Source organism: Rhizobium sp. Leaf384 (genome assembly GCF_001424065.1).
Lineage (GTDB): Bacteria > Pseudomonadota > Alphaproteobacteria > Rhizobiales > Rhizobiaceae > Ferranicluibacter.
Window position 1 is genome coordinate 109,022 of the sequence record NZ_LMQE01000001.1, and the last position, 14,858, is coordinate 123,879.

Consider the following 14,858-nt stretch of genomic DNA (forward strand, 5'->3'; position numbering starts at 1 on the left):
CTGTCATCGTCTGGAACTGACCGGCAGACCGGCCAAGGCCTAGCCTGCGTCGGCGATACGGCCGAGAGCGACGTCGAGTGCGGTCTTCTGGCCATCGAGTTCCGCGAGACGTTCCCGCTCGGCCTCAACGACCTCCGGCCGCGCATTCGCGACGAACTTCTCGTTCGAGAGTTTCCCGAGGATACGCTGCCGCTCGATCTCGACCTTGTCGATCGCCTTGGCGAGACGTGCTCTCTCGGCCACGAGGTCGATCAGGGCGCCGAGCGGCAGGCAGAACGTCGCTTCGCCGACCACGATCTGCGCACTGCCCTTGGGCGCCGTCGTCGCGATCTCGATCGCATCGACGCGCGCCAGCCGACGGATCGCCGCGGCATGTCGCTCAAGTCGTTCGCGCGTGGAGATGCCGGCATCGACCACGACCAGCGGCGCGATTGCGGAAGGCGGCACGTTCATCTCGGAGCGAACCGAGCGGATGCCCGAGACGAGATCGATCAGCCAGTTGATTTCCGCAGCGGCATGCTCGTTGGCAAAGCCGGCCGACGGCCAGGCCGCATGGCAAAGCAGACCGTCCCGGGTGGCGCCCTCGCCCGCTGTCTGCGTCCAGAGCTCCTCCGTCATGAAGGGCATGAACGGGTGCAGCAGCCTGTAGGCCGCTTCGAGCACATGGGCGACACAGGCCTGCGATTCGGCCTTGGCCGCCTCGTCATCCCCCGCAAACACCGGCTTGAGAAGTTCCAGGTACCAATCGCACACCTGGTTCCAGACGAAACGATACAGCCCGCCGGCCGCCTCGTTGAAGCGATAGGTCTCGATGGCCGTCGTCACCTCGCGAACGGTGCGCGAGAGTTCCGTGAGGATCCACTGGTTGACGGGTAGCACGCAGGCTTCCGGCAGGAAGGATGGATCGGCCTTGACGCCGTTCATCTCGGCAAAGCGCGTTGCATTCCAGAGCTTGGTTCCGAAATTGCGATAGCCCGCGATGCGCGCCGGATCGAGCTTCACGTCGCGTCCCTGCGCCGCCATGATGGCCAGCGTAAAGCGCAGCGCATCGGCGCCGTATTCGTCGATCAGGTCGAGCGGATCAATGACGTTGCCTTTCGACTTCGACATCTTCTGACCGTTCTTGTCGCGAACGAGCGCATGCACATAGATGGTATGAAACGGCTCGACCGAATTGCCGCTCTCGTCCTTCATGAAATGCAGGCCCATCATCATCATCCGAGCCACCCAGAAGAAGATGATGTCGAAACCGGTCACCAGCACGTCCGTCTGGTAATACTTGGCCAGCTCCCGTGTCTGATCCGGCCAGCCCAGCGTCGAGAACGGCCACAGGGCCGAGGAGAACCAGGTATCGAGGACATCTTCGTCCCGCGTCAGGATCTCGCCAACGGCAAAGTTCTCGATCCGATCCTGAACGAAGGCCTTCATGGGGCCTTCATGGGAAAGGTAGTGCTGGATCGCCGCGTGCAGCGCTTCTTCTTCCGACTTCTCGACGAAGACCTGTCCATCGGGTCCGTACCAGGCGGGGATCTGGTGTCCCCACCAGAGCTGGCGGGAAACGCACCACGGCTGGATGTTCTCCATCCACTCGTAATAGGTCTTCTCCCACGATTTCGGGACGAAATTGGTGCGCCCTTCGCGAACGGATGCGATGGCGGGCTTGGCCAGCGTCGCGGCATCGACATACCATTGCTCGGTCAGGCGCGGCTCGATCGGAACGCCGCCGCGGTCGCCATGGGGAACCATGTGCTTGTGCGGTTCGATCTTGTCCAGCAGGCCGCGCTCTTCAAACAGCGAGACGATAATCTTGCGAGCGGCAAAACGCTCGACGTTTTCGAGGATCTCGATCAAGGCATCGAGTTCGCCCGTCGCCGGCAGCCCCTCCAGGAAGTCTTCGTTTTCCTTGAGCGTGATGTGGCCGTCGACCGTCAGGATATTGATCTTGCGCAGGTCATGACGCCGGGCGACCTCGAAGTCGTTGAAATCATGCGCGGGCGTCATCTTGACGGCGCCGGTACCCGCCGTCGGGTCGGCATAGTCGTCGGCGACGATCGGGATGCGGCGCCCGACGAGCGGCAGCACGACGTGCCGGCCGACGATGGCGCGATACCGATCGTCTTCAGGATTGACCGCGATGCCGGTGTCGCCGAGCATGGTCTCCGGCCGCGTCGTCGCGACGACCAGGTAGTCGCGCGTCTCGAACGCGGTCGGTTCGCCCTCCTCGTTGAAGGCGACGGGATGCTGATAGGTAACGCCGGGCTCCAGCGGGTAGCGCAGGTGCCAGAGATTGCCGGCTACCTCGATCTGCTCGACCTCGAGATCCGAGATGGCGGTCAGGAGTTTGGGATCCCAATTGACGAGCCGGTTGTCCTTGTAGATCAGGCCCTGCTTGTAAAGCGTGACGAACACTTCCAGAACAGCCTTGGAAAGACCCTCATCCATGGTGAACCGCTCGCGCGACCAGTCGCAGGAGGCGCCAAGGCGTTTCAGCTGATTGAAGATCAAGCCGCCCGATTCGCCCTTCCATTCCCAGATGCGATCGACGAACGCTTCGCGGCCCATGGCGCGACGGTCTGGAAGTTGCCGCTCCATCAACTGCCGCTCGACAACCATTTGCGTCGCGATGCCGGCATGGTCCATGCCGGGCTGCCACAGCACGTCCTTGCCGCGCATCCGCTCGAAGCGAATCATGATGTCCTGAAGCGTATTGTTCAGCGCATGCCCCATGTGGAGCGAGCCGGTCACATTCGGCGGCGGGATGACGACGCAAAAGGGGTCGGCGCCGGGTTTGGCGCCCGCGCCGGCGCGAAACGCGTCGGCATCGTCCCAAAGCTTGGCAATACGCGGTTCAACCGCAGCGGAATCATAGGTTTTGTCAAGCATTTCGGAGCCAAACATGCTGGTTGATGTGGGAGGCTTGTAGACCGGAACGGCGCAGAGGCGCAACATTCCACCCCGTCAATATGGGTGACGCAACCCGCGAGTGCCACCCGCAAGTGCCACGCCCGACCGCGCCAGCGCGGCCGACGCGACCTGCCGGAAACCTGACAGGGCGCCGGGTTCGCTCTTCATACGGAGCCGCGCGAAAGGCGGCAGGTTCGCGTATCGCCGCTCCGAGCGGCGGACTAGCGCCGTGGACCGCGCGCGACGCGCTCGATTTCCTCGCGGACGAGGCGCTCGACCAGAGTCGGGAGATTGTCGTCGAGCCACTCCTGCAGCATCGGCCGCAGCATGTCCTCGGCAATCTCATCGAACGAGCGGCGGGGGCTGCTGTCGATCGCCAGTGCGAGTTCGCCAAACGACCGGGAGACCTGCTCGCTGACAGCGTCGGAGATGATCGCGGAAGCGTCCTTTGCCCGCACGTCGGGCGACATCTGCGGGACGGCCTGCGATGCCACGGCTATATCCGGCTGCGCGACAACGGGGGATTCGGCAACGACCACGTCGCTGGACACCGGTTCCTCCACCGACAGATGCGGCGCGACAACGTCGCGTGCCATCGCGCGGATCGACGCCTCTACCTCTGCCGCATGCGCGCGATCGCCGTGGGTCGACGCCTCGACGGGCGCGGGTTCGCGATAGCCGACGCTGCTTGACGTGTCAGGACGTGCGGCCGTGACATCGACCTGCGGCACGGGCTGCGCGCGTTCCTGGCGTGGCGCCGGCTGAGGCGCTCTCGCATCGCTTTCACGGGCGGCGCCAACGCTTTCGCGCGGCATCGACTGGCGTTCCGAAGCGGCACGAACGCGGGCTGCAACGTCCGCGAGAGAAAGCGGGGCCGAGGCTGCGGCGCGGGACATTTCCGGATCCGGATAGCTCTGCGGCAATGTCGGCTGCTGCACGGAGGCGCCGTCCGCCACGTCGAAGTCCGGAAACACGGTATCGTCGATCGTAAGCTGGATATCCTCGGGCTGCTCCTCGTCGAGATAGGCGCGGTCGCTGGAATAATAGCTGTCGGACATCGGCCCATGGTCGTTGGCGGGAAGGCCCGGACCGGTCGCCTCGTTGCTTTCGATGATCTTGCGGATCGAAGCGAGAATTTCGTCCATGGACGGTTCGCGCGCCAGGTTCGATTGTGCCATTGCAGATCCTCGTTTCATTCAACGCGCGCGCCGCTTCGCGCAGAGCCTGATGATCCTTAAGCGACTTGCCCAATTGGCGGAATGCCGCGAATCATCCTCCTCGGATGATGCACAGATTTGTTTCTCCCGTCATCCGGTCTGACACATCGAGCAAAGGAAGACCTTTACCGCTGTTCGGGCGGGTTCAGGCCGAACCACTTGTCCTTGACGGCTTCGTAGTGATCTTCTGGCCGGTATTCTGCCACCTTGAGGTTCTGTCCGCGCACCGTCAGGACGCCCATGCTGGCGAGGAGCGAATAGCTTGCGACCACGGCATTGCGCTGCGAGGCGGCCAGGCTCTCGCGAGCAACGAGCACCGACTGCTGAGCATCGAGAACATCGAGGGTGGTGCGCTGGCCGACCTTCCGCTCCTCGATGACGCCGGCGAGCGCCTGGTTTGCGGCCCGGATCTGCTCCTTGTTGGCCGAAATGGACGCGCGGGCGGCATCCAGCTGGGCATAGGCACTGACGACGGTCTTCTGCACATCGAGACGGACACTGTCGACGGCAATCCGCTGCTGGCCGGCACGCTCCTTGGCTTGCCGGATCTGACCGTATTCCGCACCGCCCTGGTACAAGGGCACTTGCAGGCGGGCGGTGATCGATCCGGAGCTGTTGTCGATGCCGCCATTGCTGCTGGCATCGCCGGTGTTGCGGCTGACAGAGCCCTGGATCGTCACACCCGGCAGCATCGTGCCCTCGGCCTGTTTGACCTTGTAGCCTGCCGCGTCCACGGCATATTCCGCGGCAATGATCTGCGGGTTATCGCGGAAGCCTGCAGCGACCGCCTGATCCAGCGTGCGCGGCATGCCCGCCTTTGCAGGTGATGCCGCCTTGATGTTTTTGGGAGCGTCGCCGACGACCTGCACATAAACCGCTTCGCTCTGCGTCAACTGCGAGACGGCGGTTGCCAGCAGCGCCTTGGCGCTCGCCAGCTCCGCTTCTGCCTGGCTCACATCCGTCCGCGTGCCCTCGCCCACCGTCAGGCGGGCATTGGCCGCCTTCAGCTGTTCCTTGAGGAACGCCAGGTTCTGGCGCCGGATGCCGACGACCTGCTGGTCGCGCACGACATTGGCATAGGATTCGGCGGCGGACAGAAGGATGGAGATCTCGTTGGCCTTCAGGTTCTCGCGACTGGAGAGCACCGTCGACTCGGATGCCCGGACCTCGTTCAGGGTCTGGAACCCGTCGAAGATCTGCTGGGTGATCGTCAGGCCGGCAGATCCCTGATGAAAGTTCTGGGGCCGTCGCTGGAATTCGCTGTCATAGCGCGTCTGGGTAGCGCTCGCCACGGCCGAGACCTGAGGCCGATAGCCCGATTTGGCGATCGTGACGGACTCGTCGACGGCGCGAAGCCCCGCGCGCGCGGCGTTCAGGTCAGGATTGTTGACGTACGCCTTTGCCATGGCGTCCGCGATCGTCTCGGCCGCGGCAGGCGAACCAAAAGCCAGAGCGAGCACAACAGTGGTGCGCAGCATTTTCATGCGATGCCTCCAGTATGACAGGATCCAGCACTCCGGCACCCGCAGATCGGTATAAGGGTTCCCGGCGCAACAGTCACGCCGATGATCCGCCGGACATCCCGATCGGACCCCGCACGCCCATCCGAGACCGCGACAGGATGATTCCCTTATCGCATCTCAGTATCCAAGGCAGGTCTAATTGTCGAGAATGGCGCCGGGCTGACCATGCCGGGGATCCCGTCCATCGAGAAGGGGACGGGTCTCCGCCTGCAAACAGAAAAGCCGGATCGCATGTCGGCGATCCGGCCTGTCCAAGAAACTGATAAACCGTTCTTCTGTCGGGACGACCGGTCAGAAAACGAATTCTTTGGCGACGCGGAAGCCCGGCAGGGGCTTCACGGCCGTGTTGAACGCCTTCCGCTCGGATGTCCTTCCGCCTTCGCGCATGAACACCTTGGCGCGCGAGGCGTTGCCGAAACCCACCACGGCGATGAGACGCCCCCCATCTCGCAGCTGCGACGACAACGCTTCCGGGACCATCTCGATCGCGCCATTGACGAAAATGACGTCATAAGGTGCTTTCGACGAATAACCGGCTTCGAGCGGTCCCGTGACGACCTCGACATTGACGTAGCCAAGGGCAGAGAGGTTGGCTTTCGCTTCGGCAGCGAGCGCCGTGTCGCTCTCGAGCGCCGTCACGTCCTTGCCGAGCAGCGAGAGAAGCGCAGATGTGTAGCCCGTCGTGCAGCCGACCTCGAGCACGGTATCGGTCTTGGCGATCTCGCCAAGCTGCAGCAATTTGGCAAGCGGTGACGGCTCCATGACGTAGCGTCCGCCATCGGCCTGAGAGACTGCGATATCGGTGTCGATATAGGCCAGCTGCTTGCGGTTTTCCGGGACGAAAGCCTCGCGGGGTACGGCGAGGAACGCGGAAAGGACCGTATGAGAGGTGACATCCGTGGTGCGAACCTGGTTGTCGACCATCTTGATACGTGCTGCTTCGAAATCCATCGCGCGTGCCTCTTCGATCCGCTTTAAACGTCGCCCCTTTGGATCCTGATCCGGACGACCTGCGCTCGCCTTGATGGCGGGCTGCCTGTCAAAGCTCATAAATCGCCGAACCGCACGTTTCAAGCGGCGAATGCAGGGATGAAGAAATCGCCCGGCATCCCGGCGTCATCAACGGCCCACGGCGTGTCATGGCGCGGGAACGGCGCCCTCCAGGCCAACGAGCGCGATCTTGCTGTAGCCTGCCTGCTGGATCCGGTTCATCAGATCCATCAGGGCACCATAATCAACCGTTTTGTCCGCTCGCAGGAGGATGCGCGTCTGTTTGTTCCCGGCGGTCATTCCGTCGAGATCGGCAGCAAAGCGCGCCTTGTCCGTCGTTTCGTTGCCGAGCGCCAGCGTCAGGTCCGATTTGAGGGTGATGAACACCGGCTTGTCGTCGCTCCGGGGGCTCGGTTTGGCTGCGGATTGCGGGAGATCCACTTTCATGTCCACCGTGGCCAGCGGCGCTGCGACCATGAAGATGATCAGGAGCACCAGCATGACGTCGATAAAGGGTGTGACGTTGATCTCGGCGTTCTCCTCGAGATCACCGCCGCCGCTGTCGCCAAGACGCGTTGCCATGGTCACCTCCCCCGTGCAGCGGGCAGGTCGCCCTGCCGGTTCGCGTCGGAAAACCGCGGCGCGACGCGGCGCGCCAGTCGGAAATCGAGATCGCGGCTGACCAGACGGTCGACGGCCGCGGCGGTATCCGCCAGGATCAGCCGATAGCCGGCAATCGACCTTGCGAAGTAATTGTAGATGACGACAGCCGGAATGGCCGCCACGAGACCGATTGCCGTCGCCAGCAAGGCTTCCGCGATGCCCGGCGCGACGATGGCGAGATTGGTCGTCTGTGCCTGGCTGATGCCGATGAAGGAATTCATGATGCCCCACACAGTGCCGAACAGGCCAACGAAGGGCGAGATGGAGCCGACCGTCGCCAGCACACCCGTGCCGGCTGCGATCTTCTTGCCGGCGCCCGCTTCGATGCGCTGCAGACGGGAGGCGACCCGTTCCCGCACGCCCTCGCCCGGCACGAGATCGAGGATCGGCTCAGACTTGCTAAGCTCCTGTCCCGCGGCCGTCAGCATGTCGACGGCCGGCCCGGTGCGGACAGGACGGCCTTCCGACGCATCCCGCAAGCCAGTTGCCTCCGAGAACTGGAAAAGCGCCTGTCGGAGACGGGTCTTGGCCGCAGACAGTTCGAAGACCTTGACCAGCAGAATGGCCCAGGTCGCCACTGACGCAAGCGCCAAGGCCATCATGACGCCTTTGACCACATAGTCCGCCGCGAGGAACATGCCGACCGGCGACAAATCGTGCGGCAGAGCGGGATCTGCGCCCTCGGCGACCGCCGGCTCCGGCTGCCCTTGCGCGACATCGCCCGTTACCATTGTGCTTGGCGCCGGCGCTTCGGGTGCGACGGAGGGCGCACTCACTGATGGCGTCGGCGATGTCGCTGTCTGTGCGGCGGCCGTGAGCGGGAGGGCAAGCATCCCTATCAGCGCGACGGCGAATTTGAGCATGGAAAATATGCGGTTCGACATGATTCGTCCGTTTCAAGCGGGCCATCCGGTCCGTCGGAGCGGAGGATGAACCGGGGCACCGACCGGTGCCGGTTTCGTCACCTTGGTGACGTCATGACGCCCTCATATGCCACCGGAGACGGGTAAGGCAAGATTTGTAGACTAATTTCATCATGATTCTTTGGCAGGAGAAATCTAGGTTGGGGCGACACTCTCCGTCGGCGCTTCGGAATAGCGGTCTTGACGCCAGTCATAGGCGCGATGGCGCTGCCACGGGCGGGTGAGCCCATTCATGGCAGGAACGATCCGCCGCCCGTCCGGAGCTTTCGGATCAGCGTAGACTTCAAGCGCCCCCGTCCGTCAGAGCGACGGCCCGCTTGCCAGCATCGCGCCGGATCGGCACGTCGTGAAAGCCGGGCTTGCCGATGTCACGACGATATCGGCGCGGTCGCAGGCGACGCCGATCAGTCGCCGATCTTCCACGGTCACGATCACCCAGCCGTCACGCGAGGTGGTTGCGCACCATTGACCGGGCACGCAGGAAAAGCGGTCCCGCGTGCCCTCCGCGACGAGCCGTTGAAGCGAGGCTGCGGCTGCCCCGGGCGCAAAAGGCGGTCGCTTGCGCGTTTCGGATGCCCGCGCCGGCGGTTCTGGTAAAGCAAGATCCGCTCGTACAATGGGGGCGACGTGCCGGTCGAGCCGCAGGGCCCGCGTCCACTGGCCGTAGATCAAGGCGGGTGGCCGGCTGCGGTTGCTTGCACCTGCCCCGCCCTCGATGATCGCCGCCAATCGTCCGTCTTCGGCGATGACGAGGACAGGACGTTCCGAAGACGCGAGCCCGGCGACACAGAGACCGGCGGCGACGAGACCAAGACCGGCCAGGGCCAGCCACGTTCGCAGCAGACAGAGAACGAGACCTCCGATGGCGATTAACGCGAAGGCGGACGGCGGCAAACGTCCGGTGAAAATCTGCCCTCCAAGCGACGAGACGAACCGCGCCACCGCCATCATGACCTCAAGACCATAGCCCATGACGATCAGCGGCAGGGTGTCGAGCCCCAGCGGCATCAGAAGCATCGCGATCAGTCCCGCGGGCATGACGACGATGCCGATGACCGGCATGGCGAGCATGTTGCCCAGCAGGCCGTAGGCGGGCAACTGGTTGAAGTGCGCTGCCGAATAGACCATCGTGGAGACGCCGCCCATCAGAGAACTGAGGAAAAGTCCCGCGAGGAAGCTGCGAACCCCGGCAAGGATCTCGTTTCCGCCGCGACGGCCGCCCTTCACCTTGCGCTGCCGCCAGCGGGCATAGCCGGCGACAAGGGCCAGCGTCGCCGCAAAGGACATCTGGAACCCGGGACCGGAGACGGACGACGGATCGACAGCCAGAATGACAAGCGCCGCAACGGCGACATTGCGCAGGCTGATCGACGGCCGGTCGAAGAAGACCGCCACCAGCATGATGACGATCATGATCCAGGACCGAACCGCGGAGACCGCGCCGCCGGAGATCAGAATGTAGAAGCACACCATGGCGAGCGCCCCCGCGGCGGCGATCTTCTTGATCGGCACCCGATGCGCGAGACCGGGCACGAGGCTGAGGCCGGTGCGCAAGCCGACCAGAAGGGTACCGGCCGCCAGCACCATGTTCATCCCGGAAATCGCCAGGACATGGCCAAGGCCGGAGTTTCGCAGCGCCGTGATGCTGTCGTCGCCGATCGCACGCTCCTCTGCGGTCACGAGAGCTGCGCCGATCGCGCCGGCGTCGCCCGGGATGGTCGCCCGGATGCGAATGCCGATCGCTTCTCGCCAGATCGCCAACCCCTGCCATGCCGCCTCGATCGAACCTCCCCGCCCGGCCCTGTCCGGGACGGGGGTTGCAACGACCTGCGGATTGCCCAAGGCGTATCCCACCGCGCCGATACCCTTGAAGAAGCTGTCGAAGCCGAAGTCGTTGAGGCCGGCGAGTGCAGGTCCCGACGGCGGGGAGAGGCGCGCGCGTCCCTTGATCGTCTCCCCGACCCTCGCCGGCCTGCCGCCGCGGACCGTCAGCGTCAACGTGGCCGGCGGGCGCCGCAAAACCGGAGCCTCCGTGCTCTGCAGGGCCACGACGTAGCGGTAGGCGTTCTTGCCGGTGATCTCCCGGCTGACGATCCGACCCGTGAGGGTCGTCGTCACCGGCGAGTCGAGCAGGATGGTCGTCGTTCTCGCGGTCTCGAAGGCGGCGAAGGCAGCACCGAGCAGCAGGAATGTCGCGGCGATAAGCGCCAGGCTCAGCAAGCCCGGCCGTGCATGGAGTGCGACACTAGCTATGCAAAAAACACATGCCAGAACTGCGAGAGTGACCATGCTCGGGGGATCGCGCGCTGAAAACCACAGGATTGCGCCCAAAGCCATCAGCACCGGCAGGACAAGAAACGGATGCCCGAACGCTCTCTCCTCGTCCCAGGCGAGACGGATGCTGTTCGGCCATGTTCGGGGCAGCGACCGGAGCCTCCCAACCAAGGCACGGCCTTGGGGCCGGGAAGCGAACGACCGTCTGGCGGGAAGCGGCACCGGAAAAGGCATGCGAAGGTTGAAGCGGTCGGCTGGGACCGGCGCGCGCCCAGCGGGGCCATCGCTGCGAGGGCGAGCATCCACTGGCGTTTCCGGCACGTCACGCATCACATGCCATGCCCCTCTTGCCGCCCGGCAAAAGTCTCGCAGAAAACAGCGCGGGTTACAATTTTTCGTTCGTGCCTATTTCTTCATCATGTCGATCAAGGAGCGCTGGAAGCCGCAGCTTTCGTGAGCAGGCACGATTGGAACTGCCGCCTATCCATGCAACTATCGCGTCGCGAAATGATTATGCTGCATCGCAAAAGCACCGCCGCCGCACGCTTGGCAGGGGGTATCAAATGCGGTAGCACTGAGGCAACAATGACGAAATGCGGCACGATTTCGTGCCGTTTCGGTGCACATGGAGGATCGCTATATGGCAGGCAAAAGCGCAACGGTAACGGTCAACGATAAATCGGTCGAACTGCCCGTGCGGTCCGGTTCCATCGGCCCGGATGTGGTCGACATCGGCACGCTCTACAAGCAGACGGGTCAGTTCACCTATGACCCCGGCTTCACGTCGACAGCGTCATGTGAGTCCAAGATTACGTACATCGACGGTGACGAGGGCATTCTTCTCCACCGCGGTTTCCCGATCGAGCAACTCGCCGAACAGGGCGATTTCCTTGAGGTCTGCTATCTTCTTCTCTACGGCGAACTTCCGACGAAGGCACAAAAGATCGACTTCGACCATCGCGTCACGCACCACACCATGGTGCATGAGCAGATGTCGCGCTTCTTCACGGGGTTCCGTCGCGACGCCCACCCGATGGCCGTAATGTGCGGCTGCGTGGGCGCGTTGTCGGCCTTCTACCATGACTCGACCGACATCACCGATCCCCATCAGCGCATGGTCGCCAGCCTGCGCATGATTGCGAAGATGCCGACGCTTGCCGCCATGGCCTACAAGTACCACATCGGCCAGCCCTTCGTTTACCCGAAGAACGATCTCGACTACGCGTCGAACTTCCTGCACATGTGCTTTGCCGTGCCTTGTGAGGAATACAAGGTCAACCCGGTTCTCGCGCGCGCCATGGACCGGATCTTCATCCTGCATGCGGATCACGAACAGAACGCCTCGACGTCGACGGTTCGTCTTGCCGGATCGTCCGGTGCGAACCCGTTTGCCTGCATCGCGGCCGGCATCGCCTGCCTCTGGGGTCCGGCCCATGGCGGCGCCAACGAAGCGGCCCTGAATATGCTGGCCGAAATCGGCACCGTCGATCGTATTCCGGAATATGTCGCCAAGGCCAAGGACAAGAACGATCCTTTCCGCCTGATGGGCTTCGGTCACCGCGTCTACAAGAACTACGACCCGCGCGCCAAGATCATGCAGAAGACCACGCATGAGGTTCTGGCGGAACTCGGCCATAAGGACGACCCGCTCCTGCAGGTCGCCATGGAACTCGAGCGCATCGCGCTGACGGACCCCTACTTCATCGAGAAGAAGCTGTACCCGAACATCGACTTCTATTCCGGCATCACCCTGAAGGCGCTTGGCTTCCCCACGACCATGTTCACGGTTCTGTTCGCCCTGGCGCGGACCGTCGGCTGGATCGCACAGTGGAACGAAATGATCGAGGACCCCGAGCAGCGCATCGGCCGTCCCCGCCAGCTCTATGTTGGCGAGCCGAAGCGGGATTACGTCCCCGTTTCCAAGCGTTAAGCCGTTCGCACGGTAATGTGAGACGACAAGCCGCGGGCCTCGAGCCCGCGGTTTTTTTTCGCCGAATTGTCGCGCTCGCTGCGCGCCGCCTGGTTGTCATCCTGTTTTGCAGAGGGCTTGGTTCCGGGCTCGCTCCGACAAACGTAATGAAGCCAGTCTCGATCAGGAGACTGGCTTCATATCCGTGAACCAAACCTGGAACGGCGCGCTCAGCCTTCGATGCGGCGGACCTGGCGCGTGGCGTCGAAAGCACGGTTCATGTACATGTCGCGGTCGTAGACGTCGTCGAAATAGGCGATATGGCCATTCTTGTCCGGCCAGGCCGTGAAGTAGGCGACATAGACCGGGATGCGGCTTGGAACCGACACGCCCTTGTTGCGGCCATCGGCGATCTGCTTGGCGACGTCTTCGACGGTCGTTCCAAGCACGGCAGCCGCCATGCGGCGCGGGTCGGCAAGCCGAACGCAGCCGTGGCTGAGGGCCCGCATGTCCTTCTTGAAGAAGCTCTTGGACGGCGTGTCGTGCATGTAGATCGCATGCGCGTTGGGGAACAGGATCTTCAGTTCGCCGAGTGCATTGTCGTCCGACGGCGGCTGGCGGACAGAGACGGACTTGGTCGAGCCGTACCAGTCGACATCATAGGACGACACCGGACGGCCGCCCACCTCGACCTGATAACCGAGGCGATCGAGATAGCCCGGATCGCTGCGCAGCTTCGGCAGCATCTCGTTGATGATGATCGATTGCGGCACGCCCCAGTAGGGGTTGAACTCGACCGTCTGGATCTCGTCCTCGAAGAAATAGGTCTGGTTCGTTTTCGAACCCACGACGACGCGCATGTTGAACTGCTCGACGCCGCCATCATGATAGGATGCGGTAAATGCCGGCTGATTGATGAAGACATAGCGGCTGCCGAGATCCGCCGGAAGCCAGCGGGCCTGCTCCATGGCAATGCGCAGCTTGGAAATCCTGTCGGCATTGCTGTCGCCGCCGCTGAGGATGCGGATCGAGGCGCGGCCCACGATGCCATCGGGCTTCAGGCCGTTCTCCTTCTGGAAGCCTTCGACCAGCGCCACGAGATCCGGCGTGTAGGCCTCGCTGCCCTGATAGGCGTCGAGCGTCGCGGCATGCTCTGTCTTCAGGGCATCCGAGCCTTTTGCCTTGATGGCAGCCACGACCGCCGGCAGGCCGGGATCGGCGATGCCCGGCTTGAGAAGCGTCCCTTCCGGGATCTCGATGCGGGGCTGACCGTCGGCCGTTGCTTCAAGCCGCTTCAATTCGTTGCGCAGGGCCGTGAACTCGACGTTCGACGGCGTCTGCGTTGCCAGAAACGCCGCAACGTCATGGCTTGCCGCGATCACGCGCATCTTGCCCGCAAGGTTCACGTCCTTGCGCTTGAAATCATGGTAGCCGGAGATCGCGTTCGGATCGATGCGGCCGCGCACCGTATCCTGAACATAGGTCAAGACGGCCGCGCTCAGTCGGATCTCGAAGGAAACCAGGGCTTTCTCGCGGGCCGCCATATCCGTGGCATCCGGCGTCTCCGTGGGCAGGGTGACAGCATAGTCCTGCGGATCAAGGCCCACGCTTGCCGCGTCGGCCAACACGGCCATGGCGGCGCGGGCGCGATCGTTGACGCCCTTGGCGTCGATCCAGATCAGGGCATCGGTACCGGCATAATAGGCTTCGATCGTCTTGGCGACGTCAGGCGCTGCATAGGCCGTGACGGACGGCATATACGGGCGCGCATCGTTCAGCAGCGTGGTATCGCCCGTCGAGACGAGCTCCGGACGAAGCGAGCCGGTGACGACCGGATCGACCAGACGGTCGGTCTCGATGCGTCGGGGCGCTTCCGCCTTGTAGGTGTAATATTTCGGCCCGACGACACGGGGCGCAGGCGACGCGGATGCGCTGCGCCGTGCGGGCTGTTCCTGGGCTGGCGCCGGCGCTGCTTCCGGCAGCGTCTGGAAGGTTTCCGGCGCCCGGTTGCGACGGAACAGGTCCATCAGCGTCATGGCGTCGGCGTGACCGACGTTGAGCGTGGTCAGGGCGCACCCCGACATGAGGGTGACGATCGCTGCTGTCTTCTTCAATGTCATAGCCGAACTTTCCGTATCGCAGTGCCGCCTCATGGCGGGTGGCGCCCGATGCCGTTCATGTCACCAAGCATCCGACTTATAAGAAATGTTGGTGAATGAAAAGGAAACGCAGACGCCCTAAACGCAGTGACAAGCGCACCGAAACCTTGCGGAGCCTTCGCTGAAACATCGCAAGAATCTGATAGTTTACGCTTTTTGCCGCACAGGCCCGGCAGCACCGGCGGAAAATCGGCATCGCCCGCCATCCTTCGTTGCGAAGAGACATGGGGCCTGTGTTCCAAAAGGCACAGCCCTCTCGGGGTGGCCTCGGTCGAGACCTCACACGGTCTTCCGCC

At 63.4% G+C, this 14,858-nt stretch carries 9 protein-coding genes; 1 reads left to right on the top strand and 8 read right to left on the bottom strand.

Annotated elements, in window-relative coordinates; genetic code table 11:
• Positions 1-39: 39 nt before the first annotated feature.
• The 7 genes from ASG25_RS00550 to ASG25_RS00580 all read right to left on the bottom strand — a co-directional run bounded on the left by ASG25_RS00550 (position 40) and on the right by ASG25_RS00580 (position 10,824).
• Positions 40-2,883 (bottom strand): valine--tRNA ligase, encoded by a 2,844-nt coding sequence (locus ASG25_RS00550; RefSeq protein ID WP_062471783.1) that lies wholly within the window; start codon positions 2,881-2,883, stop codon positions 40-42.
• Between the two features lie 242 nt (positions 2,884-3,125).
• Positions 3,126-4,082 carry a DUF2497 domain-containing protein gene (locus tag ASG25_RS00555; protein ID WP_062468082.1) on the bottom strand — a complete coding sequence of 319 codons (957 nt, stop codon included), beginning with the start codon at positions 4,080-4,082 and terminating at the stop codon, positions 3,126-3,128.
• 164 nt (positions 4,083-4,246) lie between these two features.
• On the bottom strand, positions 4,247-5,605 hold the full coding sequence (locus tag ASG25_RS00560; protein ID WP_062468084.1) for a TolC family outer membrane protein: 1,359 nt from the start codon (positions 5,603-5,605) through the stop codon (positions 4,247-4,249).
• Positions 5,606-5,935: 330 nt separating this feature from the next.
• Entirely contained in the window at positions 5,936-6,595 is a 660-nt protein-coding gene (locus ASG25_RS00565; protein WP_062471786.1) for a protein-L-isoaspartate O-methyltransferase, read from the bottom strand.
• Positions 6,596-6,781: 186 nt separating this feature from the next.
• Positions 6,782-7,216, bottom strand: coding sequence for a TonB system transport protein ExbD (gene exbD / locus ASG25_RS00570; protein WP_062468085.1), 435 nt, complete (start codon positions 7,214-7,216; stop codon positions 6,782-6,784).
• A gap of 2 nt (positions 7,217-7,218) precedes the next feature.
• The gene (gene exbB / locus ASG25_RS00575) at positions 7,219-8,181 is read right to left on the bottom strand and encodes a tonB-system energizer ExbB (protein WP_062468087.1); all 963 of its coding nucleotides are present in this window, start codon (positions 8,179-8,181) and stop codon (positions 7,219-7,221) included.
• 339 nt (positions 8,182-8,520) lie between these two features.
• Positions 8,521-10,824: a ComEC/Rec2 family competence protein gene (locus ASG25_RS00580; RefSeq protein WP_348271261.1), complete on the bottom strand. Its 2,304-nt coding sequence runs from the start codon at positions 10,822-10,824 to the stop codon at positions 8,521-8,523.
• 310 nt (positions 10,825-11,134) lie between these two features.
• Between ASG25_RS00580 and gltA the strand changes: the two genes are divergently transcribed.
• Positions 11,135-12,424 (top strand): citrate synthase, encoded by a 1,290-nt coding sequence (gene gltA, locus ASG25_RS00585; protein WP_062471789.1) that lies wholly within the window; start codon positions 11,135-11,137, stop codon positions 12,422-12,424.
• 209 nt (positions 12,425-12,633) lie between these two features.
• Here the strand turns inward: gltA and ASG25_RS00590 are convergent, their stop codons facing one another.
• Entirely contained in the window at positions 12,634-14,523 is a 1,890-nt protein-coding gene (locus ASG25_RS00590; RefSeq protein ID WP_062468088.1) for a L,D-transpeptidase family protein, read from the bottom strand.
• Between the last annotated feature and the right edge of the window lie 335 nt (positions 14,524-14,858).

Coding starts and splice junctions, on each gene's coding strand:
- gltA (WP_062471789.1), top strand. CDS start 11,135: ATGGCAGGCAAAAGCGCAACGGTAACGGTCAACGATAAATCGGTCGAA.
- ASG25_RS00565 (WP_062471786.1), bottom strand. CDS start 6,595: ATGGATTTCGAAGCAGCACGTATCAAGATGGTCGACAACCAGGTTCGC.
- exbD (WP_062468085.1), bottom strand. CDS start 7,216: ATGGCAACGCGTCTTGGCGACAGCGGCGGCGGTGATCTCGAGGAGAAC.
- exbB (WP_062468087.1), bottom strand. CDS start 8,181: ATGTCGAACCGCATATTTTCCATGCTCAAATTCGCCGTCGCGCTGATA.
- ASG25_RS00550 (WP_062471783.1), bottom strand. CDS start 2,883: ATGCTTGACAAAACCTATGATTCCGCTGCGGTTGAACCGCGTATTGCC.
- ASG25_RS00555 (WP_062468082.1), bottom strand. CDS start 4,082: ATGGCACAATCGAACCTGGCGCGCGAACCGTCCATGGACGAAATTCTC.
- ASG25_RS00590 (WP_062468088.1), bottom strand. CDS start 14,523: ATGACATTGAAGAAGACAGCAGCGATCGTCACCCTCATGTCGGGGTGC.
- ASG25_RS00580 (WP_348271261.1), bottom strand. CDS start 10,824: ATGCGTGACGTGCCGGAAACGCCAGTGGATGCTCGCCCTCGCAGCGAT.
- ASG25_RS00560 (WP_062468084.1), bottom strand. CDS start 5,605: ATGAAAATGCTGCGCACCACTGTTGTGCTCGCTCTGGCTTTTGGTTCG.